The sequence below is a fragment of the Pseudomonas sp. CCC3.1 genome (assembly GCF_034347405.1).
GTDB lineage: Bacteria > Pseudomonadota > Gammaproteobacteria > Pseudomonadales > Pseudomonadaceae > Aquipseudomonas.
In genome coordinates, this window is record NZ_CP133778.1 from 648,012 (window position 1) to 669,740 (window position 21,729).

16 protein-coding genes are annotated in these 21,729 nt (G+C 57.2%); 7 read left to right on the forward strand and 9 right to left on the reverse strand.

What is annotated here, in order from left to right; translation table 11 throughout:
- Positions 1 to 29 precede the first annotated feature (29 nt).
- Positions 30 to 794: a helix-turn-helix transcriptional regulator gene (locus RHM56_RS02935; RefSeq protein WP_322238381.1), complete on the reverse strand. Its 765-nt coding sequence runs from the start codon at positions 792 to 794 to the stop codon at positions 30 to 32.
- Positions 795 to 896: 102 nt separating this feature from the next.
- On the opposite strand from RHM56_RS02935, the gene RHM56_RS02940 reads away from it, so the two are divergent.
- The 4 genes from RHM56_RS02940 to RHM56_RS02955 all read left to right on the forward strand — a co-directional run bounded on the left by RHM56_RS02940 (position 897) and on the right by RHM56_RS02955 (position 4,347).
- Complete coding sequence (locus RHM56_RS02940) at positions 897 to 1,715, forward strand: carbon-nitrogen hydrolase family protein (protein WP_322238383.1); 819 nt, start codon at positions 897 to 899, stop codon at positions 1,713 to 1,715.
- 127 nt (positions 1,716 to 1,842) lie between these two features.
- Complete coding sequence (locus RHM56_RS02945; RefSeq protein ID WP_322238385.1) at positions 1,843 to 3,168, forward strand: APC family permease; 1,326 nt, start codon at positions 1,843 to 1,845, stop codon at positions 3,166 to 3,168.
- A gap of 212 nt (positions 3,169 to 3,380) precedes the next feature.
- A complete protein-coding gene (locus tag RHM56_RS02950; protein ID WP_322238388.1) occupies positions 3,381 to 3,785 on the forward strand; it encodes an NUDIX domain-containing protein in 405 nt (134 codons plus the stop codon).
- A 52-nt stretch (positions 3,786 to 3,837) separates the two neighbouring features.
- Positions 3,838 to 4,347 carry a GNAT family protein gene (locus RHM56_RS02955; protein ID WP_322238390.1) on the forward strand — a complete coding sequence of 170 codons (510 nt, stop codon included), beginning with the start codon at positions 3,838 to 3,840 and terminating at the stop codon, positions 4,345 to 4,347.
- A gap of 99 nt (positions 4,348 to 4,446) precedes the next feature.
- Here RHM56_RS02955 and metR read toward each other — a convergent pair whose 3' ends face one another.
- The gene (metR, locus tag RHM56_RS02960; protein WP_322238392.1) at positions 4,447 to 5,364 is read right to left on the reverse strand and encodes a transcriptional regulator MetR; all 918 of its coding nucleotides are present in this window, start codon (positions 5,362 to 5,364) and stop codon (positions 4,447 to 4,449) included.
- 311 nt (positions 5,365 to 5,675) lie between these two features.
- On the opposite strand from metR, the gene RHM56_RS02965 reads away from it, so the two are divergent.
- Both RHM56_RS02965 and RHM56_RS02970 read left to right on the forward strand, forming a co-directional pair.
- Positions 5,676 to 8,849 carry a Tc toxin subunit A gene (locus RHM56_RS02965; protein ID WP_322238393.1) on the forward strand — a complete coding sequence of 1,058 codons (3,174 nt, stop codon included), beginning with the start codon at positions 5,676 to 5,678 and terminating at the stop codon, positions 8,847 to 8,849.
- A 16-nt stretch (positions 8,850 to 8,865) separates the two neighbouring features.
- Complete coding sequence (locus RHM56_RS02970; protein ID WP_322238394.1) at positions 8,866 to 12,912, forward strand: neuraminidase-like domain-containing protein; 4,047 nt, start codon at positions 8,866 to 8,868, stop codon at positions 12,910 to 12,912.
- 26 nt (positions 12,913 to 12,938) lie between these two features.
- Here the strand turns inward: RHM56_RS02970 and RHM56_RS02975 are convergent, their stop codons facing one another.
- From RHM56_RS02975 to RHM56_RS03000, 6 genes are read right to left on the reverse strand one after another with little or no spacing between them, the layout of a single operon-like run.
- Positions 12,939 to 14,330: a sigma-54 dependent transcriptional regulator gene (locus RHM56_RS02975; RefSeq protein ID WP_322238396.1), complete on the reverse strand. Its 1,392-nt coding sequence runs from the start codon at positions 14,328 to 14,330 to the stop codon at positions 12,939 to 12,941.
- Positions 14,327 to 16,090, reverse strand: a complete 1,764-nt coding sequence (locus tag RHM56_RS02980) for a sensor histidine kinase (RefSeq protein ID WP_322238398.1) — start codon at positions 16,088 to 16,090, stop codon at positions 14,327 to 14,329. Before RHM56_RS02980 ends, RHM56_RS02975 begins: the two co-directional genes overlap by 4 nt.
- Positions 16,090 to 17,214, reverse strand: coding sequence for a GNAT family N-acetyltransferase (locus RHM56_RS02985; protein ID WP_322238400.1), 1,125 nt, complete (start codon positions 17,212 to 17,214; stop codon positions 16,090 to 16,092). The genes RHM56_RS02980 and RHM56_RS02985 overlap by 1 nt, the downstream gene beginning before the upstream one ends.
- Before the next feature lie 14 nt (positions 17,215 to 17,228).
- On the reverse strand, positions 17,229 to 18,110 hold the full coding sequence (locus RHM56_RS02990; protein WP_322238402.1) for an alpha/beta hydrolase: 882 nt from the start codon (positions 18,108 to 18,110) through the stop codon (positions 17,229 to 17,231).
- A complete protein-coding gene (locus RHM56_RS02995) occupies positions 18,107 to 19,501 on the reverse strand; it encodes an aspartate aminotransferase family protein (RefSeq protein ID WP_322238404.1) in 1,395 nt (464 codons plus the stop codon). The genes RHM56_RS02990 and RHM56_RS02995 overlap by 4 nt, the downstream gene beginning before the upstream one ends.
- The gene (locus RHM56_RS03000) at positions 19,494 to 20,189 is read right to left on the reverse strand and encodes an MtnX-like HAD-IB family phosphatase (protein ID WP_322238406.1); all 696 of its coding nucleotides are present in this window, start codon (positions 20,187 to 20,189) and stop codon (positions 19,494 to 19,496) included. Before RHM56_RS03000 ends, RHM56_RS02995 begins: the two co-directional genes overlap by 8 nt.
- A gap of 226 nt (positions 20,190 to 20,415) precedes the next feature.
- Here RHM56_RS03000 and RHM56_RS03005 point away from each other — a divergent pair, with 226 nt between their 5' ends.
- Positions 20,416 to 21,174, forward strand: a complete 759-nt coding sequence (locus tag RHM56_RS03005; protein ID WP_322238408.1) for a MipA/OmpV family protein — start codon at positions 20,416 to 20,418, stop codon at positions 21,172 to 21,174.
- Positions 21,175 to 21,307: 133 nt separating this feature from the next.
- Here RHM56_RS03005 and RHM56_RS03010 read toward each other — a convergent pair whose 3' ends face one another.
- Positions 21,308 to 21,727, reverse strand: coding sequence for an EamA family transporter (locus tag RHM56_RS03010; RefSeq protein ID WP_322238410.1), 420 nt, complete (start codon positions 21,725 to 21,727; stop codon positions 21,308 to 21,310).
- Positions 21,728 to 21,729: the final 2 nt, after the last annotated feature.

Here is a 21,729-nt window from a genome sequence, read left to right on the forward strand (position 1 = left end):
TTAGCCCATCAGACATAGGCGCGTACTTGCTATTCCTTTTGCGCCTGCAAAAAGATCGAGAACAGCTCTGACTGCGACTTGATTCCCAGCTTGCGGTAGATGTGTTTCTTGTGAACCTTCACGGTTTCGACTGAGATCTCCAGCTTGCGTGCGATTTCCTTGCTGGAGCAGCCGCTGAGCATCAAGCGACCTACGTCCAACTCGCGTGCGGTCAGGTGCGTGCCCCATTCGTCGTTCAGTTCAGGTGGCTCGGGTGCACTCACCAGACTGAGTTCATAGGGTAGACGCTGGCGCAGCAGGCTCAATATCCAGGGCTGGATCAGCGACAACAGGGCGATCTGTTCGCGGTCAAACCGCTGGCGCGAGCCCAGTGACAGGCACAAGGTGCGCCCATCTGGCTGATGGCTGTTGAACTGGATTTCATCGGCCACCACGTTGAGGCGAAAGTAGCGCTGGTAGTACTCCGTGAGTTCGAAATGCTCCGGCGCCACTTCGGCCAGGCGCAGCAGGCCAGTGCGCGCGTATTCGCGACTGGCGATGTAGAACGGATCGAGCAGGTACAGGCCGTTGAGGTAGTCCTGGAACAACTGGTCGGGGCTGCCGTCCTGCCCAGGGCACTCGGCGAATACCAGCGGTTTGTGCTCGCTGCTGAAGAGCAGCACGACCCAACTGTCAAACGGGACATATTGGTTCAGCAGGCGCACGAGCTGAGTCCAGAAGTTGGGCTGGTCCAGGGCATCTATCATTTGCCCTACTGAACGGTGCCAGGCGATGTCTTCCAGCGACATGGTCATCTCTCTACCCCTATCGGGTTACCCCCGCCGCGTGATTCCCTGGCAGGTTGTGGCTAAGCATACTGCGGCAACGAGAACACTTATAAAAGAACGGGAATACCCATGAAGGTCGAATTTGCTCAATTGGCAGGCCGTGACAACGGCACTGCCTACAACCTTGAACGGGCCCTTGCGTCCATTGCGGCTTGCGCAGCCGACACTCAGTTGATCGTGTTCCCGGAAACACACTTGATGGGTTTCCCCTCTGCCGAAACAGTCGCAGCGACTGCCGAGCCTATCGACGGCCCGACCGTCAAGGCCATTATCCGGGCCGCTTACGCTCGCAACATCGCCGTGGTGATCGGCATGGCCGAAAACGACGACGGCAAATTCTACAACACCACGCTGATGATCACCCCGCAAGGCGTGGCCTTGCGTTATCGCAAGACCCACCTGTGGGCGTCCGACCGTGGCGTGTTCAACGCTGGCGACCGCTACAGCACGTGCGTGTGGAACGGCGTGCGCGTGGGCCTGCTGATTTGCTACGACATCGAGTTCCCGGAAAGCGCCCGTGCCCTGGCGCAACTGGGCACTGAATTGCTCATCGTCACCAACGGCAACATGGACCCGTACGGCCCCACGCACCGCACCTCGATCATGGCCCGCGCCCAGGAAAACCAGGCGTTTGCGCTGATGGTCAATCGGGTGGAGGAGGGTGATGGCGGCCTGACGTTCGCGGGCGGCAGCGCCCTGGTGGATCCCTTTGGCACGCTGCTGTTTGAGGCAGGGCGTGAAGAAGGCCAGTTCCGCGTGGAACTGGACCTCGAACAACTCAAGGCGGCTCGCAAGGACTACCGCTACCTGGACGACCAGCGCTTGAAATTGCCGGGCGAGGTGATCGAGCGCGCTGACGGGACACGGGAGTTGTTGATTCCTGCGTAACACGGGCGCGGAGCGTCCAAGGCGACATTCCCACGCTGAGCGTGGGCGTGATCGACCATAAAAAAAATATCGGCTTCACCGACTTCCAGTTCTGCCATAAAACCAATAATCGCGCGGAGATTCACCCATGGCTCGTTTGCAACGTACCCTGTCGTTAGGGTCGGTGGTGCTGTTTGGCATCGCCTATATGACACCGATCATCGTGCTGGGTACCTTCGGCATCCTGGCGCAATCCACGGGCGGCATGGTCCCGGCCGCTTACCTGGCTGCCCTGGTGGCGATGTTTTTCACCGCCATGAGTTACGGGCGCATGGCCTCGGCCTTCCCGGTGGCGGGCTCCGCATACACCTATGTGCGCAAGGCCATCAGTCCCAAGCTTGGCTTTATCGCCGGTTGGGCGGTGTTGCTCGACTACCTGTTCTTGCCCATGGCCATCTGGCTGATCGGCGCGGCGTACCTGCACTCGGCGTTTCCCGTGGTGCCGCAATGGATCTGGGTACTGGCCTTTATTGGCATCACCAGCGTGATCAACATCATCGGCCTGAAACTGGCCAACGGCATCAACACCTTGCTGATGCTGATACAAGGGCTGGTGCTGGTGGCGTTTGTGGCGCTGTGCGTGCACTACATTGGCGGTGACGCGAGCACGCCGCTGTGGACCCTCGAACCGTTCTTCAATGGCCAGATGCACATGCCGCTCATCATGAGTGGTGCGGCCATTGCCTGTTACTCGTTCCTGGGCTTTGACGCCGTCAGCACCCTCACCGAAGAAACCCGCGACCCGCGTCGGACCATTCCTCGCGCAATCATGCTGATCACCTTGATCGGCGGGCTGATCTTTGTCGGTGTGTCGTACTTTGTGCAAATCGCCCACCCGTCGTTCCAGTTCGCGGACGTCGATTCGGCGGCCTACGAGATCGCTCGCAACATCGGTGGTGACCTGTTTGTGTCGATCTTCATGATCGGCCTGATCGTCGGCCAGTTTGCGTCGGGCCTGTCAGCCCAGGCCAGTGGTTCGCGCCTGCTGTTCGCAATGGGCCGTGACGGCGTCTTGCCCAAGTCATTCTTCGGCACCCTGCATGCCAAGTTCGGCACGCCGGCCAACAGCATCTTGCTGTGCGCTGTGGTTGCCCTGCTGGCGCTGAAACTGGACGTGACCACCTCAACGTCGTTCATCAACTTCGGTGCGTTCCTGGCGTTTTCGCTGGTGAACCTCTCGGTGATCTTCCATTACTGGATCGGTGCCAAAAACCGTGGCCTGCGCGAGATCGTGCTGTTTCTGATATTCCCGGCCATCGGCCTGGTGGCAGACCTGTGGTTGATGATTAGCCTCGACCACCTGGCGATTTACCTGGGCCTGACCTGGCTGGTGATTGGCTGCGTGTACCTGGGGTTCTTGACGCGCGGCTTCTCCAGGCAACCCCCGGAAATGGATTTTCAGGAAGCGTCCTGACACGTCTTGGATGAGTCCTAAGGCCGGATCGCCGGGTTCAACAAACGCTTCGCAACATGTGGCACGAGCAAAAAAGCCGACGTGTAATCAGGCCGACTGATTGACCTCAGGGCCGCTTCCGAGAATGAGGCGGCCCTTTTTTTACGTGTCATTTGTGATGAGGCGAGCGTCGTGTGATCCTTGCCGCCTTTGTGTTCAAGGTGTCCTTATTCATGTCCAAAACCATCCGTATCGCGGCGGCTTTATTGATCGAGCCCAACGGCCAGACCCTGCTTGTACGCAAGCGCGGCACTCAGGCTTTTATGCAGCCTGGCGGCAAGATTGATGCAGGCGAACAACCTGCCGAGGCGTTGGTCCGTGAGCTGCACGAAGAGCTTGGCCTGCACATTGAGCCAACGGACGCCGTGTACCTTGGCCACTTCTCGGCGCCTGCCGTCAACGAGCCGGGGTTTATCGTGGAGGCCGAGTTGTTCCAGGTCACCATCGACGAGCCCGTAACCCCGGCTGCCGAGATTGAAGAGGTCCGCTGGATTGATCCGGCAACGGACGGCGACCTGATTTTGGCGCCCTTGACACGCGACCTGATCCTGCCGTTTTATCGCCAATCGCTGGCCTGATGTCAGGCTGACGCTGGAACAGCGTAAAACCTTATGATTGGGACCCGTTGTAATGGCTATAGAACTGCTTGACCCCTCCCGCGCCAAGGCCTACCGCCAGTTGATGCTGCAAGCGTATTCCCTGCACCCGGAAGCGTTTGTTTCCAGCATTGCTCATCGTGAGACATTGCCGTTGAGCTGGTGGGAAGGGCAATTGGAGGATGACTTGAGCGCCTTGTTGGGCGCTTTTGTCGACGCACAACTGGTGGGCATTGTTGGCCTGGCGTTCGAACCCTGGGAAGACGCACAACACAAGGCCACTCTGTTTGGCCTGTACGTGCCCCAAGCCTTCCGCGGGCAAGGGCTTGGCGAACAGTTGGTGCAGGCCGTGTTGTCGTTGGCCGAGCAAGAGCCTGAGATCAAAGTGGTCGAACTGACGGTGAGCGCCAACAGCTCAGCCGCGCTGGCGCTTTACCGGCGTTGTGGCTTTGAGCAATCGGGGCTGGAGGACAGTGCGATTCGGGTGGGAGACGCGTATTACGACCGGGTGCATATGCGGCGGCGGGTTGAGACTGACGAATAAATGTGGGAGCTGGCTTGCCAGCGATGGCATCGACAAGGTCTATCAGGCAAACCGCGTCGTCTGTATCGCTGGCAAGCCAGACTCCCACACTGTGCGCAACTACCTGACCGCGCTCACCCCGTCCAGCGTCGAGAACGATATGTCTTTAGCGGTCAGCAAGAAATCACGCATATAAGGCGCATCCAGCATGTCCGTGCGCACGGCGGCATACAGGGTGGCGAACAACCCTTTCTCGCCCAAACGCTTGGCCTGTACGTAGCCGCGTGAGCTGTACTCATGCAGCGCCCAATGCGGCATCCCGCATACCCCACGGCCGCTGGCCACCAGTTGCATCATCATCACCGTCAGTTCCGAGGTGCGCACTTGCGCAGGCTCTACATCCGCAGGCTCCAGAAAGCGGGTGAAGATGTCGAGCCGATCACGTTCGACCGGGTAGGTGATCAAAATTTCTGTGCTCAGGTCTTCAGGCACGATGAACGGCTTGCTGGCCAAAGGATGCTGATTGGCCACGGCTAACATGGCTTCGTAGGTAAACAGCGGCACATAGGTCAGGCCGGCAATTTCTTGCGGGTCGGAGGTCACGACCAAGTCCAGATCACCCCGTGCCAGCGCTGGTAGCGGCGCAAATGCAAAACCCGAGGCCAGGTCGAGTTCAACTTCAGGCCAGGCATCACGGAACTGGTCGATGGTCGGCATCAGCCACTGAAAGCAACTGTGGCATTCAATCGCCATGTGCAAGCGCCCGGCGGTGCCGCCGACCAAACGGGTGATATCACGCTCGGCAGCGCGCATCAGCGGCAGCATGGCGTCGGCCAATTGCAGCAGGCGCAACCCGCCGCTGGTGAAACGTACCGGTTTGGTTTTGCGCACAAAAAGCGGCATGCCCATGCGCTCTTCCAGCTCTTTGAACTGGTGCGACAACGCCGATTGAGTCAGGTGCAGACGCTCGGCCGCTTCGACCAGGCTGTCGGACTCGCGTAAAGCGTGCAGGGTTTTGAGGTGACGAATTTCCAGCACGATGGCTCCATGAATAAATTTGATGATCAGAACGAAGGCGTTGAGTTTGGCTCATGTTGCCGTGTGTGTCGATACGACGCCATCACTGACATGGTGGAGCGGTATGACGATCGGGTCCCCCCGCTAGCGTCCCTGCATCCTCCCCATGGTTTTCGGATAAACGGTATGCCGGACTGTCATTTCTTACAGTAGGCAACCCCCTTTGTGCATTGCTTAATCAATCTCAGCAGAATTTACGTGCTGCCACTTCCGCGAATAGCAGAGGTAATGCCTACGGGTGCTAATTAAGCCGCCAATTGGGAATCCTAGTGATGGTCGGGAAAAAGTTGTCCGAAAATCCCACTGCGAAAAAAGACACAGACAAGAAGTCAGCCAACAAGGGAAGGAAGGCCACAAGCACGCCGCCAAAATCTAAAAAAATCAAGGCAACCGGCACTGCCAAAACGGCGCCCATTCCGGAGCGCAGTGCTGTGGCTCGTGACGCGTTGCAAGCGTTCAACCAACAGCTCACCCGGCTAGGTTTTACCTCCGTGTTTGAGGTGGTTCGTCGTGGTCGAACTCAGGTTGTCAAACAGTTGCTGGAACTGCCCGCACTGGGGTTGCAACACCATCAGGCTGTCGATTTCTATGAGCAAGCGCAAAGCCGTGCCGCCTCTCTGGCGCGGCTCTACGGCCAATTGTGCGCGCGTAGCGAGCCTGCCGTGCGGGGCTTGATCAAGCTGGGTGTGGGGTACGACAGCGATATGCTGCTGCGCTCGCTGGGTGATGGTGGCAACTATGACGATTGGTTCAGTCCTGCCAGTGGCACTGAGTTTGCTCACCCGGACTCGGTAGGTTCGTTGTTTTCCCCAGCCAGTTACCTGACCGATTTGTACCGTGCCGCCAAGCCGCTGCACCCTGTTGAGAGCGGCCTTAAATTGGACAATAGGCGTCCCGATCTGGGCCAACTGATCCTGAGCGACGCCAATCTGCATGAAGAAATCTCTACGCTGGCTCTGAGCCTGGAAGTACTCGATGCCGGTGTCGAAGGTGATGCTGACGAATTGCTGCGCACGGCGATTTACCCGATGAACCTGCCCTATAACCATGCCAGCGAAAAGATCATTCAGGGGCTGGCAGCACGTAAAAGCAGCCCCGCCGATATTTGGTCGATATTGGGCGATTTTCAAGGGCAGGCGCTCCGGCGAGACACCGATTTACAGAGCTGGGCAACGAAGATGCCTGTGAATTATGCGCGCGATGCTCTGAAGATGTCTCCGGAATTATTGAGGATATTGACGGAGCGTCGAAACACTACTGATTGGAGTGTTTATAGATACTATGGGCAAAGCGCAGCTAGTCAATTTATACAAGCCAGTCAGTTGAAACATGCACTTCAGCTGCCAGAGGAGACTATTATCGAGGCGTTAGGGGGTGGGCCTTTTTATAATGCGTTAACAGTCACCCTTGAAGAATTACAGTTTGCGAGCGGACTGGAATTTCCGGTCAGTTGTCCTGGGCAATTTGAAGCTGTTATCACACCACTAAGATTTGAACTTAACCAATACGGGACAGTAGTAATCCGGTGTACTTACGAGGTGTCCTCCGGGAGTGTTACAAATTGGCTGATGAGAATTGGTTCGAATGTTCTCTCTGGTAAGTCCTCCAGGCGCACCGGGAAGTCTACGTCTGTCGTTATTAATACCAATATGCAGCTGGAAGAGTTTTTGCCGTTGCTTAATGAACCTATGTATCTTAGGGCGCGTAAGGGTTTGGGCGGGGTGGGTGGCGGGGAGGTTACAGCGGACACGGCCCCGTTGATTTTTTACAGTGTCCCACGCATTCAAGACGCCCAAGATTATGGTGCCCGCTATATCAATGGATGGGACGATGGAACTGTGAATCCAGCCAAACCCTTTTACTGGTATGTAGGAGCAGCGCTGGGTCATCCGGTGCCGCCTGATACGAATGCTCCCGCTGACAGTAGATTGTATAACCGTAATGGCCGGACCTACGAGCGCCTCAACCGCCTGATTCGTCTGCACCAGCATGTCAAAGTCTTGTCCTTTGAAGAGCTGGACTGGCTGATCAGTCAATCCTGCGACGATATAAGCGATCACTCATTGGCGAAACCGCTGCAAGCGTTGGCAATCTATCTGCCGCTGCGCGAGCGGTATGGCATGACGGTCAATAGCTTTGCCGCCTGCCTCGGCGTGCTCAATACCTTTTACACCACGGGCAAACAGTCGTTTTATACCACCCTGTTCGGCGCAACTGACTTGCTCGGGCAGAGCGCTATTGATTTCAATCCGGTCACGCTCAGTGAGTTTTCATTGAGCGTGCGTGCTCGCTTGTGCCAAGGCTTGCAGATCGATGACGCCACCCTTGTGCTGCTGGCGCATTACCTGCCAGATTTCAGCAGTAATAGTTTGCCGAAGTTGGAGTTGACCCATATCACGGCGCTTTACCGATTGGTCGCCATCCCCAGGCTATTTGGCCTGAGCGTGGTTGAGGCCTTGAATGTGTGGGAACTGCTGGGTGAGTCCGGTGCCATTGCCACGGCGCTGGCGCAGCCCAAGCCTGGCCAGATTGCGCTCGGCGTGTTGGTGCGCACGGGTTATCTGGTCGATTGGTTGAAGGCAGAGCAACTGGAGCCTGCACAGCTGATCGCGCTCACGGGCCGCGGCTATCCCACTCAGCTCACCTCTGAGCTGCAAGCCTTTATCGAAAATATTTACAGCACCCTGACCGGGCGTGAAACGGTCAGCCCCGAGCGGCAGGCTGTAGAAGACTCTGTAATGAGCGCACAACTGGCGCGTCATATTGGCGCCGAGTTCGGCCTTAAACCCAATATTGCCGCTGCCATGCTGGTGTGGGTCGATACGGTGGTGGCAACGATGAATCCGGACCTGAACGATTATGGGCTGCTGCCTTTTTGGCAGGACATTCAGGCCTTTTGCGAGGGCGATAAAACGGACACCGCCCACATCGTTCAGTACGCTTTTCTTCTGCGCCAGTTTGCGCAGGTATGCCATTGGGCTGAACTGGGTGAGCAGGATTTGGCGCTGCTGATGCCAGGCATCGCCCCGCAGAGACCCTCGGCGTTGACCGGTTTGAGCACAGCGCCCTTGTTAACGCTGGATTTTTTACTGCTGCTGTCACGTTATCGCCGCTGGCAGCGCCAGTTGCTTGTCCCGTTTGCCCAAGCGCGTGAGTTCCTCAGGCGAGCCGCCGAGCAGGACTCTGCATTGACGTCAGAGGTCGCCATACACGTCATCAGTGATTTGCATGGCTGGGATTCGGCGCAAGTCAAGGTACTCATTAACCTCGCGATACCCCGCAGTTTTGTGGCGTTATGGCCTTTGCTGCAAAAGATGCAATTAAGCCAAAGGCTTAACGTAGCGCCAGCCAATTTACTCCTTATCAGCCTGCTGGCCGGGTCAGCTATTGAACAGCCAAAACTTGAGCAGATCGCCGCTATGGTGATCGCTGCTGCACACGGTTAACCCGGGAGAACACTTCATGAACGAGAAATTGCAGGCGGGTTTGAACCAGGCACGTCGTGATGCCCTAGTGCCGTATTACCTCAAACATGTCATTCCCCATCGCGGTCTGAGCAGCTCAATCGCCGCCAAGATCACCACCGCCGAAGACCTTTACGAATACCTGCTGATCGACCCCCAGGTGTCCGGGCAGATCAAAAGCAGCCGGATTGCCGAAGCGGTGGCCAGCACCCAACTGTATTTGCACCGCTGCCAAGAACAGTTGGAGCCTGAGACTGACCAGGAGGCCATGCAAGAGGCTTCGCGCCACAACGGCTATTTCAGTCGCTGGAATGCCTATAACAAGCGCTATGCCAACTGGGCAGGGTTGCAGCGCTTATTGCATTACCCGGCCAGCTACATCGACCCCGAGTTGCGCTACAACAAGACGCAGTTGTTTGTGGAACTGGAGTCAGCCATTAATCAGGGGCGTATTACCGAAGAGCGTGTTGAGCTGGCGTTTACGCAGTATGTGAGCAGCCTGCGTAACGTGATGGATATTCGATATGACAGTGGTTATCAGGTCGAGCCGGCCAACGAGCAGGGCGCCGCGTATTTCTGCGGCAGTATTACCGGTACGACCGGGGAGTATTACTGGCGTCGAGTTGACAAGACGGATGTGGGTAGTGGGGCTACAGTCCGCAATCCGGCCGCCTGGACCGAGTGGCTAAAGATTGATGCACCGTTGCAGCCTATGAAGGGCTCAAAGCCTTCGATTGTGTACTTTGCCAATCGGTTGCATGTGGTGTGTGTGCATGAATTTTCCAGTTCTGCCTCAGTAGGGAGCTCCGGAAGTGCAGCAAGGGTTACCAACTCTTATGAATTGCAGATTGCAACGTTACGGCCCAGTGGGCAATGGAGTATTCGAAGTCTTCTACTCGAACACGATGCGAGGAGAGTCTTTGCCGCTGAATTGCGTAGTACCACCCCTGGTATTGACCCGGTGTTGGGCGTATTTCTTGTGAGTGCTTCAAGATTGAAATTGTTGTGTTTTAGTAAGCTCTTGCAAGTTGTTGACTCCCCGGGAAGTTCGTTTGATGCGGATTTTATAATGAGCATCATTTATTATAATGATCATTTCGATATTCCAGTGTTGCAGCCTTTGAAGTTTGAGGCGGCGGTTGTGACGGGTGATAATAAAGTAACGAGTTTTTATTCATATAGTTATTGGCATAGTGGAGAGGCCGTACTAATTGTTCTATTTGATTGGGCTTTTTCTAAAGACTCTTCTGGTGCTCTGAAGATTGAATTAAATGCGCGTTGGGATCTACCTTTTGTTCCTGATTTGCGTTTTTTTATTTCTAGGGGCGTGGGGGGGGGCTGGGATCTGGAAATCTCAGATGTTTTATCCTCTGATCTGAAGTTTGAAGGTTCTGTAAATGTAAGCGTGCCTATTAAATATAGTGATTTTGCTAATAGCGACTTATATGTGCTGAGAATAGAAAGTTCTAGGTTTTATGATGAGTATGTTTCTTTAATACGCACAAATTTGAGCACTCCAGCAAGAGTATCTAATTATTTTCCAGAAGCGCAATTATGGGTTACGACTGCTTATGACAGCGCGGGCCAGACTCAATTGCTGTACACGAAATCCGGAAAGTATAAAGAAATGGTACTCACCACCCTGGCCGGTTCATTACTTGAACAAAAAATGCTGGAAGGCGTAGATGCGTTGCTGTCGTGGGATGTACAGCAACTCCCGGTGGACCCGACTGAATACAATGGCGCCAATATTACGCGTCCTTTGAGTTACGAAGGCGGTGTTGGGCTTTATACATGGGAACTGTTCTTTCATGCCCCACTGTTGATTGCCAACCGCTTGCTGGCGGAGCAGCGTTTTGACGAGGCCGAGCGTTGGTTTAAGCGTATCTTCGATCCGGCAGGCTATCGCAATGATAATGGCGAGTTGCAGATGATCGGTACTCAGCCGCGCTACTGGAATGTGCGCCCGTTGCAGGAAGATGTCGCCTGGAACCCTTCGTCCCCAACTGACACCGATGACCCCGATGTCATCGCTGCCGCTGACCCTATGCACTACAAGTTGGCCGTGTACCTGCGCACGCTTGAACTGTTGTCGGCACGCGGCGACCAGTTGTATCGCCAGCAAACCCGCGACAGCCTCGGTGAGGCCCGCATGTGGTATGTGCAAGCCCTGCAAATGCTCGGCCCGCGCCCGACCCTGCCGTTAGCCCTGGCGTGGGATGCTCCGACGCTGGCAGAAGCCAGCGCTGCCGACAATCTGCGCTTGTTAGCGCTGGAACAGTTGGTTGAGCAGCAGTTACCGCTGCTGGCCCCTGCATCAGCGCAACAAATTACGGTGGTTAACGGGCCGTTCCGGGCGCCGGTCGATGCCGCCGTTCTGGCCTATTGGGACCGTTTTGAAGCGCGGCTCTACAACTTGCGGCGTTACCTGTCCATCGATGGCCAGCCGTTGTCGTTGGCGTTGTTCGAGCCTGCGATCGACCCCGCGAAATTGCAATTGGCGCGTTTGGCGGGCGATGGCACGGGCTCTGTGGAGGCGAGTGTCACCCCGGTGCTATGGCCGCAACGCTTCCCGCTGCTGCTGGAACGGGCGCGCAATGCGGTGCAACAGGTGATCCAGTTCGGGGCTAGTTTGCAAGGTGTGCTGGAGCGACGGGACGCCGATGCGCTGGGCGTGTTGCAACAAACCCATCAAGGCGGCCTGCTGGCCATTATGAACGAGGTGCATGCGGCCAACCTTGCTTCGCTTGAGCACACCCTTGAAGGCATGAAAATAACCCAGGCCACGGTGCTGGCCCGTCAGCAGCATTACGACCTACTGTCCAGTGAGAACATTTCCAATCGTGAACAGCATGCGATGGATTTGCGCGGTGACGCGAATGCGCTTGAGGTCACTGCAGGTGTCTTGCGCGTGGTTGCAGGAGGCTTGAACCTGCTCCCCAATGTGGCCGGTTTAGCCGTGGGCTGGGGGGAGGTCGGTGGTCTCGTCAGTGCGGTCAGCGATGTGATGATGATTAAATCCAGCCAGAAGCAAGGGGAAGCCATCAAGGTTGATACGTCTGAACAATACCGGCGCCGGCGTCAGGACTGGGATTTACAGCGTGACCAGGCGCGCCGTGAAGTTGAGCAGATGACGAGCCAGATTGGCGCCCTCACTGAACAGATCGCCATGACCCGCAAGCAGCGACAACAGACCGAGCTGGAACAGGCGTACAGCGCAGCGGTACTGGAAGTACTGAACACCCGTTTTACTGGCCAGGCCCTGTTCAACTGGCAGGCTGCACGTTTGGCCACTCTGTATTACCAGCTCTACGACACGGTGTCCGCCCTGTGTACTCAGACGCAGACCAGCCTGCGTTGGGAAACCTTGGATGCGCGTAATTACCTGCGCCCTGGCAACTGGAACGATCTGTATCAAGGCTTGCTGGCCGGTGAGAGTCTGCTGTTGAGTCTGCAGCAGATGGAAAACGCGTACCTGCAGTGGGATCATCGGGCTTTGGAGGTGCGCAAAACGGTCTCGCTGCTGTCCCTGTCCCCAAGTCTGATCACAGACATTCAAGAAAAACTGTCACAGACCCCTCCTGCGCCCGTACGTCGTCAAGAGGAACCGTCCAAGGTGACGGTGACGTTGACAGACAGGGACCTGACCCTGACCTTTAATCTCAAGGACATGAATATTACGAACGACTACCCGGCCAGACTGGGGGCGAGGCGTTTGCTCAAGACGTTGAGTGTCTCGCTACCCGTGCTTCTGGGCCCGTATCAAAACGTACTGGCTTTATTGAGTTACTCGGGCAATCAACCGATAGCGGACGGTTGCAAGGCTGTGGCGATTTCTAATGGTATGGATGACAGTGGCTTGTTTCAGTTGGACTTCAACGATGGGAAATATTTGCCGTTTGAAGGCTTACCTGTGAATGACGCGGAGTTTTCTCTGGTGTTTCCGAACGCCATTGAGCAGGCCAAGGCAAGTACCCCTAACCAGCAGGCAATGTTACTGAGCCTGAATGACATTATTTTGCATATCAATTACACCATTCGTTAAACGTGCCCCGAGAGGCCAGGTGAGTATCACCTGGCAATCTTGTCGACATGAATATCCAGCTTTTTCAGGCGATACCAAAAGCTGCGCTCTGAAATTCCGATCAATTGTGCGGCCGCAGCCTGTACCCCTTGAGCCTGTTGCAAGGCCGCCAGGATATAGGCCTTTTCAACTTCAGCCAGCGCGGCTTCGAGGTCGGGCGGTACGCTCACGTCGGGTGTCAGCACGCTGCTGCTTTGCAACGGTTGGGCACTGAACAGATACGGCGGCAAATCGCTGTCTTCGATCGTGCTGCTGTTGGCAACAATGGTGGCGCGTTCTACGCAGTTTTGCAGTTCGCGAATGTTCCCCGGCCAGTGGTATTCAACCATCGCCTGGAGGGCGCTAGGGCTGAAACCGCTGATCCGTTTACCCGCTGTTGCCCCCAGGTTGTGGGCAAAGTGTCGCGCCAACGGGGCGATGTCTTCTACGCGTTCGCGCAGGGCGGGCAGCGGAATCGGGAACACATTCAAGCGGTAGTAAAGGTCCTCGCGAAACTCTTTGTTGGCCACCGCTTCAAGCAAGTTCTTGTTGGTCGCGGCAATCACGCGCACATCGACTTTACGTTCACGCGGGTCGCCCACCGGCTCAATCACCCGCTCTTGCAACGCACGCAAGATCTTGGCCTGCAATGCCAACGGCATATCGCCCACTTCATCGAGAAACAAAGTGCCCTTGTCGGCCTGCATAAAACGCCCGACGCGGTCCGCCACGGCGCCGGTAAATGCGCCTTTGCGATGGCCAAACATCTCGCTTTCCAGCAGCCCTTCAGGAATCGCCGCACAGTTGACCGCGACAAATGGCTTGTCGGCGCGGCTGCCATGTTTGTGGATGGCGCGGGCGACCATCTCTTTGCCGGTGCCGCTTTCGCCGGTCAGCAGGATGGTCGCGTTGCTGTCACGCACCGAATCGATGGCGCTCAGTACGCGGCGAAAACTCGGGCTTTCGCCCACCAGGCTGTCGATGTGTTGGTGTTCGTCGAGTTCGGCGCGCAGGCGCGCGTTGTCACGCACGATGTCGCGAAATTGCAGGGCTTTGCTGACGGTGATGTCCAGTTCGTCGATGTCGAACGGTTTGGCGATGTAGTCGTAGGCACCGTTGCGCATCGACTGTACGGCGTTTTTGACGGTGCTGTAGGCCGTCATCACGATCACCGGTAATTGCGGGTAGCGCAGTTTAACTTCGGCCAGTAACTGCGGGCCGTCCATGCCGGGCATGCGCCAGTCGCTGATCACCAGATCAATGTCTTCCTGCTCCAGAATGGCCAGGGCTTGCAGGCCGTTGCCTGCGGTGAAAACGTGGACATCGTTCTGGGTCAGCGCTGAGCTGAGCAAGTCACACAGTTTTGGCTCATCGTCGACAACCAGTACGTTATGACTCATGACTCATCCCCTCCGTGGGCCGGGATATACAAATTGAACGTGGTCCCGGCGTCTTTCTCGCTGACGCACTCAACGCGCCCATCGTGGTTTTCCATAATCGAGTAAACCTTGGGCAAGCCCAGGCCCGTGCCCGAGGCTTTGGTGGTCACAAAAGGGGTGAAAATGCGTTCGATCATGTCAGGTTCGATGCCTTGGCCTGTATCGATAATGCTCAGCACAGTATCACCGCGCTCATCGCGGGCAATACGCAATGTCAGGTGCCCACCCTCTGGCATGGCGTCGATGGCATTGATGATCAGATTCAGGCAGGCCTGTTTCAACTGCCGGGTATCGGCGTAAAGCGTTGCTCCCGGCGCCTGATCGTCGATCTGCGCCTTGATGTTGTGGGTTTTAAGCTCCGGCTCGCAGAAACCCAGAATGTCTTCGACCAACGGCAGGGCGGGCTGCTGTGAGCGAACCGGGGCGCTGGGTTTGGCGAAGTCGAGAAAGTCGGTGATCAGCTCGTTGATGCGCGTGACTTCACTGACCACGTATTCGAGATGGCGTTTGTCGGTCTCGCCAAGGTCGGCCCGGCGATGCAATAACTGGGTCGCAGTTTTGATGATGCCCAGCGGGTTGCGGATCTCGTGGGCCAGTCCCATGGCCACTTCGCCCAGTGCATGCAGGCGGTCGCGTCGACGCAACTGGGCTTCGAGGTGATGCAGCTCGCCGAGCCGCACGGTCATGTGGTTGAAGGTGCTGCTCAGCTCGGCCAGCTCGTCGTGCCCAGAAACCCCCACCCGCTGGCTGTAATCGCCTGCGGTCACGGCGCGCACGCCTTCAGAGAGCGCGCGCAACGGCCGTGTCAGACGCTCGGACACCAGCCAGCCAACGGTCAGTGACAGCACCGAGCTCAGCAGAAAAATCAACACAAACAAGTTGGTCTGGTTAACCAGCCCCACGAGGCTGGTGTGGCGCAGCAGGCCGCTGTAAATCACGCCTTGCAGCTCGCCGGCGTCGTTCATGATGGGCCAGTACAAACCGCTGTAGCGGCTGGTGAATTGTTCGCTGGGCAGCCGTGTCGTGCGCAGGGTTTGTTCAATGCCATGCGGCAAGATGGGCAGGCGGTCATCGAAGTGCTGGCTGGAGAAAATCTCGGCGAAACCATTGGTGTTGGACAGGTACAGTCGCAAGTCGAGGGAGTGCACATCGGCGACGCTGGTCAAGAAGCTGCTGTCCATGTAGGTCGCGACCAGCAGTTGGTAGTCCACGCCATCTTGAGTCGTAGGAAAGGTCGAAACCACGGTGCCAGTAGGAACGCCGCCGACGTTGATGGTTTGCAGGACGGCGTTGGGTGCGAGGCTGATCTGGTCGACGATGTTATCGCTGGCGGTGCTGAACACCACTTTGTGATCGCTGTCGCGAATCAGCGCCACCACGTCGATGCCCATCGCATCCGCGATGTCGGCGGTGAGCTGGTCATGGCGAATGGCTTTATGTGACGACGGCGGATGGGTGTATTGCAGGAACAGCTTGGCGACCCGGGCGTTGTCCTGAAGGATCTCGCTGATTTCGTCTTTGACGATCTTGGTCGACTCTTGCAGCCAGACCCGCACGTTGCTGTCGAAAATCTGTGACAGGGTGGTGGCCGCCAGTTCGGCAGCGATCATGGTCGGGATGACGCTGACCAGCCAAAAAGCCAGTACCAGCTTGCGCTGTACCGTCCAGCGCGAAACCTTGAACAACTGGGACTTGCGCGATGAGTCAGGCGTGATCGGCATTAATACTCGCTTATCGCTGCGGCCAGAGCGGGGTCATGGCGATCAGGGCGGATGAACAGTTTGACCAGTTTGAGCACGCTGTTGATCCATCGGTTGCGGTGGCGAAAAAACAACGTGTTGCTCTGAAAGGTGCAACCCAAACGAATTTTGCTGGCGTATCCGGCCTGACCGCATTCGTACAGCGCAATATTGTGACGAATACAGTAGTCGACATTCACCACCCAGCTTCTGAAATACAAGTTGTACTCGCGGCTGAGTTCAAGGTCGTGACCAAAAAATTTGTCGATCAGTCGGTGCTCGTCGATCAGCACCAGGTTGAACGCCACGAGTTGCTCGCCGACCCAATACAACACGCACACCGCCCGGTCACCCAGTTGCTGGAGGATACCGGTGAAGTAGGCAGGTGGTAAGCGTTCGAATTGCAAATCACTGCGCGCCAGCGTGGCTTCGTACAGGTGCATGACCTCGGGCAAGACATCGTCAATAGTGTTGCGCCACTCCACGCGCGGCTCTGGCGCGCGAAGCTTGCGGCGTATGTCCTTGCGAGTGGATTTGCCCAGTGACCCGAGGTAGCCGTCAACTGAGCCAAAGGGTACTGGCAGCATCGCGCTGGGCAGGCTCGGCATCGACTGAAAACCCGCGGCCTTGCAGCTTTGAATCCAGTCATCATCGTGGCTGGGCACGTCTTTGACGGCGATCAAGCCGATGCCCAGCTGGGCTGCGTCGCTGTGTGCCAAGGTCAGTAATTGGGCCAGCAGGGCCGGGCGTTGTGACGCCGCAACATGGCGGGCAGTCCCCGCGCGGCACTGTTCCGTCACTGGCGAACCGATGGCGTACAGCTGCAACTGCATCAACCCTGGCAGCACACGATTAAGGTGTCCGGTAAAGCGCTTGCCGATGCCCTGAACAGTAGTGTCGAGGCGATAGCGGGTGGTAAATGCGGTGGCGACGGCAATCAGGGCAGGGCCATCGAACAGCGTCAGGTAACGCCATTCGAAGCCCTCTATGCCAGCGTTTTCGACCGCCATGATGTAGTCCCAATCCTCCAGAGCATCTGGAAAACAGTCATTCCAGGCCTCGCGGTCGATGGCCTGAATGGATGAAAAGACCTGGGCTGTCATCATGGGGCGTCCTTGGATCAGGCGTGTTGCACATACTCAAAGGTTTGCTGCGACGTACTGCTGTTGTTTTTCACGAACGCGTCACTGAGCTCGATCACGCGGCGGTATTGCAGGTCGACCGTGATCATGTGGTAGCAGTTGTCGAGCAACACTTTGGTCACTGGGCCGCCCAGATGTCGTTCAACGTAATCGGCGTTCCAGCGGCTGGTGATGTCGTCTTCGATGGAGTGCAGCACGAGTGCCGGGGTGGTGATCGACGGCATGCGTTTTTTCACCACCGCGTTCATCCGGTGCAGCTCGCGCACGGTCACGCCTTCCATCGTCAACAGCCCGGCGTTGCTGCTTTCGCCGGCTTTCATCTGGCGCTCGACAATTGCCCGCAAGCGCTCGTTTTTGATGCCGTAGGGCGGCTTTTCTTCAAAGCTGCACAGGTGCACGCCGCCCGGAATCTTCATCAGCAGCGGGGTCATGAACGCCAGTTTGTTGATGCTCCAGCCGTCATACCGCAGGGTGGTGGAGTACATCAGCAAGCCCGTCACTTGGCCCGGGTGCTCGGAGGCCACGTACATGGACATCACCGCGCCCATCGACAAACCGCCGACGAACACCTGTTGATGGCGCTGGCGAATGGCGGCGAAGGTGTTGCGCACGCCTTCGTACCAGTCTTGCCAGCCGGTGGCTTGCAGGTCGCTGTTGTCACCGCAGTGCCCGGCCAGGGTGGGTACGTACACCGTGCACGTACCGTCCTTGGCCAAGCCCTGGGCCACCCGCCGCAATTCGGTCGGGGTGCCTGTGAGGCCGTGGATCAACAGGATCCCGACCTCACCCGTGCCAAGAACGAAACCGGCGTCGCCTTCTCCCAGATCGATATCACCTGTGGTGAAAGCGGCCGCGTTCACCGTTTCATCGCCCGATGCAGCAGGCGGTCGAGCAGGGCGATGCCCAGGTCGATTTCGGCGTAGCTGATTTCCAGCGACGGTGCCAAGGTGATGACGTTTTTGTAGTAGCCGCCCACGTCCAGAATCAGACCCAGACGCTTGCCGTCGATGTCGATGTCGCCCTTCATGCCTTCTTCAACCATATAGTCCAGGGTTGCCTTGTCTGGCGTGAAACCGTCCGGACCGCAGATTTCGCAGCGCAGCGCCAGGCCCAGGCCGTCGACGTCGCCAATGATCGGGTAGCGTTTTTGCAGGTCTTTGAGGCCTTCCAGGAAGTACTTGCCCTTGGCCATGACCATCGCGCCGTAGTCGACTTCGCTGGTCATTTTGAACATTTCCAGACCTACCGCAGTGCCCAGCGGGTTGGAGGCGAAGGTGGAGTGCGTCGAACCCGGCGGGAACACTTTCGGGTTGATCAGTTCTTCGCGAGCCCAGATGCCGCCCAGCGGGTTGAGGCCGTTGGTCAGCGCCTTGCCGAATACGATCACGTCGGGTTTGACGTCGAAGTGTTCAATCGACCACAGCTTGCCGGTACGCCAGAAGCCCATCTGGATTTCGTCGACCACCATCAAAATGCCGTGTTGATCCAGCACTTGCTTGAGTTCGCTGTAGAAATTCATCGGAGGAATCACGTAGCCGCCGGTGCCCTGGATCGGCTCGACGTAAAACGCGGCGTATTCGCTCTGACCGACTTTCGGGTCCCACACGCCGTTGTATTCCGTTTCGAACAGGCGGGCGAATTGCTGCACGCAGTGGCTGCCGTATTCTTCTTTGGTCATGCCTTTAGGGCCGCGGAAGTGGTACGGGAACGGGATAAAGTTGGCGCGCTCGCCGAAGTGGCCGTAGCGGCGACGGTAGCGGTAGCTCGAGGTGATCGAGGACGCGCCCAGGGTGCGGCCGTGATAGCCGCCTTCGAAGGCGAACATCAGGCTTTTGCCGTTGGTGGCGTTACGGACCACTTTCAAGGAGTCTTCGATGGACTGCGAACCGCCGACGTTGAAGTGCACGCGACCGTCGAGGCCGAACTTGTTTTTGGCGTCGACGGCGATGCGCTCTGACAGCTCGATCTTGCCTTTGTGCAGGTATTGGCTGGCAATCTGCGGCAGGGTGTCGATCTGTTGTTTCAGGGCGTTGTTCAGGCGCGGGTTGGAGTAACCGAAGTTAACGGCCGAGTACCACATTTGCAGGTCGAGGTAGGCCTGGTCTTCGGTGTCCCAGACGTAGGAACCTTCGCAGCGGCTGAAAATACGCGGAGGTTCGATGTAGTGGACGGTGTCGCCGTACGAGCAGTACTTGGCTTCTTTCTCCAGAAGAATCTGGTCTTCAGCGGTAGCGATTCGGATATCAGACATGATTGAAGAGTTCCTGCTGGTCACGAGAGTAATGAGGGGCGTTAGCGGCGTTGCTTGGCAATTTGGCGAGCAAGGCCGGGAGTTCGGCGAAAGAGTCAAAGCGTGCGTACGGGATGCCGTTGCGTTCGCAGTGTTCGGCCAGGCTGTCTTTGGCGAACACAAAGTCGGCGCTGGACGCCACGCACATGTCGGAGCGGCCATCACCAATCACCAGCACGCGTTTGCCGCTGGGGGTGGACTTGCATTTGCAGTTGCCGGAGGCCGCACGGCAGGCGTCGCTTGCGTACGGGAAGTCGATGCGCCAACTGTTCTGGTCGACCTGACGCAAGCGGTTGGCGAGGATCGGCAGCAGGCTCACGTAGTGGCGGGCCAGAATGCGGGCGATGCCTTGTTCGATGCCATCGCTGACCACTTCAATGGACGCGCCAAGGCCGATGACGTGATCAACGAAATCCGGAAAGTCAGGGTCAATCTCAACGGTGTCGAAATAGGCCAGCAACTCGGCTGGCGAGGCTTTGACCAGCGACAGCTGGCGGCTCAGGCATTCACGCGAACCTATTTCACCTTGCACCCATTGTTCTTCGATCGTCTCCCAGTGTGGGTCGGCGAAGCGTTGAAGAATGTTGTCGATGACGTCGGTGCGGGTAATGGTCCCGTCGAAATCACACACGATATGCCATTGCATCATCTGCATTGTCCTGTTGAGGAGAGGCGCACTCTGCGCATAAACAGGGTGTTGCATGGGCTGTGCCAACTTGCCAAAGCCCGGCGGGCTGGGGCTTTGGGCGCTGGTTGAGGCAAATAAGGCGGTGCGAGCTACAATTTTTGTAGCTCGCTACAAACAACATCAGTGCTTGCGTCGAATAGCCAAAAAAGTGATTGATGCGCGCATGAACTTCTATGGAACCCGCGTCATGAAAACCCCTTTGCCTGCTTTTTTGCTGCTCACCTTGCTGAGCGTCGGTGCGCACGCGGCTGATGGACCTGGTGGAGAAGTGGGTGTCGGGGTGGGTTACCAGCCGTACGATCCGAGTGGCAGTCGTTATCAGACAGTGCCCTTGCCGTACTTCGATGTGGACTGGGGTGATGTCAGCCTTGATACCGACGATGGTTTGACCTGGAACGCATTCAAGGCCGATGGCTGGACGGCCGGGCCGTTTATCAACTATTTGTCGGGTCGTAACGCCAATGGCTCATTGCGCGGTTTGCGTGATGTGTCAGACATGGCGCAACTCGGCGGCTTTGTGCAATACAGCCCGGCCGAGTTTTGGCGTGTGTATGCGCAAGTCGGCCAGGCCATCGGCGCAGCGGGCGGGCAGGGCGGCGTGCTGGGGCAGGTTGGGGGTGAACTGGGTTATCCGCTGGGGATGGGGATTATCGGCAGCAGCCAGTTGGCGGCGCACTTCGCTGATGGTCGGCAAATGTCGACATTCTTTGGCGTGAGCGAGGCCGAAGCCCAAGCCTCGGGGATCTCACGCTATAACGCCAGTGGCGGCTTTCAGAACGTGTCCCTGACCCAGAATTTTGAGTTTCCGCTGGCGGAGCATTGGTCGTTGGTGGCCAGCGCGAGCTGGATACACCTGGTCGGTTCTGCGGCGGACAGCAGCATCGTTAAAGAAATAGGCGATGTGAACCAGGGCACGGTACAGACAGCGGTGAGCTACAAGTTTTAAACACTGCATGAAACCTGTAGCCGCTGACGAGGCACGAAGGCTGCGATGCGGGCCGCAGGACCGCCGTCTGGAGGTCGCTTCGCAACCTATCGCAGCCTCGTGCCTCGTCAGCGTCTACATGGGGGTTTAACGATCAATGCTCCGGCTCACCCTCGGCCAGCAATGCAATTCCGGCAATAATCACCGCCACGCCCACCCAGTGCAGCGCGCTGATGTGTTCGCCCAGCCCCAGCCACGACCCTAGCAACACCCCGACAAATACCAGCGAACTCAGCGGAAACGCCAGTGACAGGCTGCTGCGGCGCAAAATCAGCATCCACACGAAAAATGCGCCGATGTAGCAGGCAATCGCGACCCAAACCCCCGAATTGAGCATCACGGCGTGTAACCATTGCAGGGTGAAGTCCATCTGGCCCAATTGATCGCCGCCGACTTTGGTGGCGATTTGTCCGCCGCTTTCAAGGGCGATCAGCAGCGCCCACAGCACAACGGTGCCCAAGCGACCCTGCAGCCAGCCGCTGGGTGCGGTGTTCAGCGTTTCAGTGTTGTCCATGG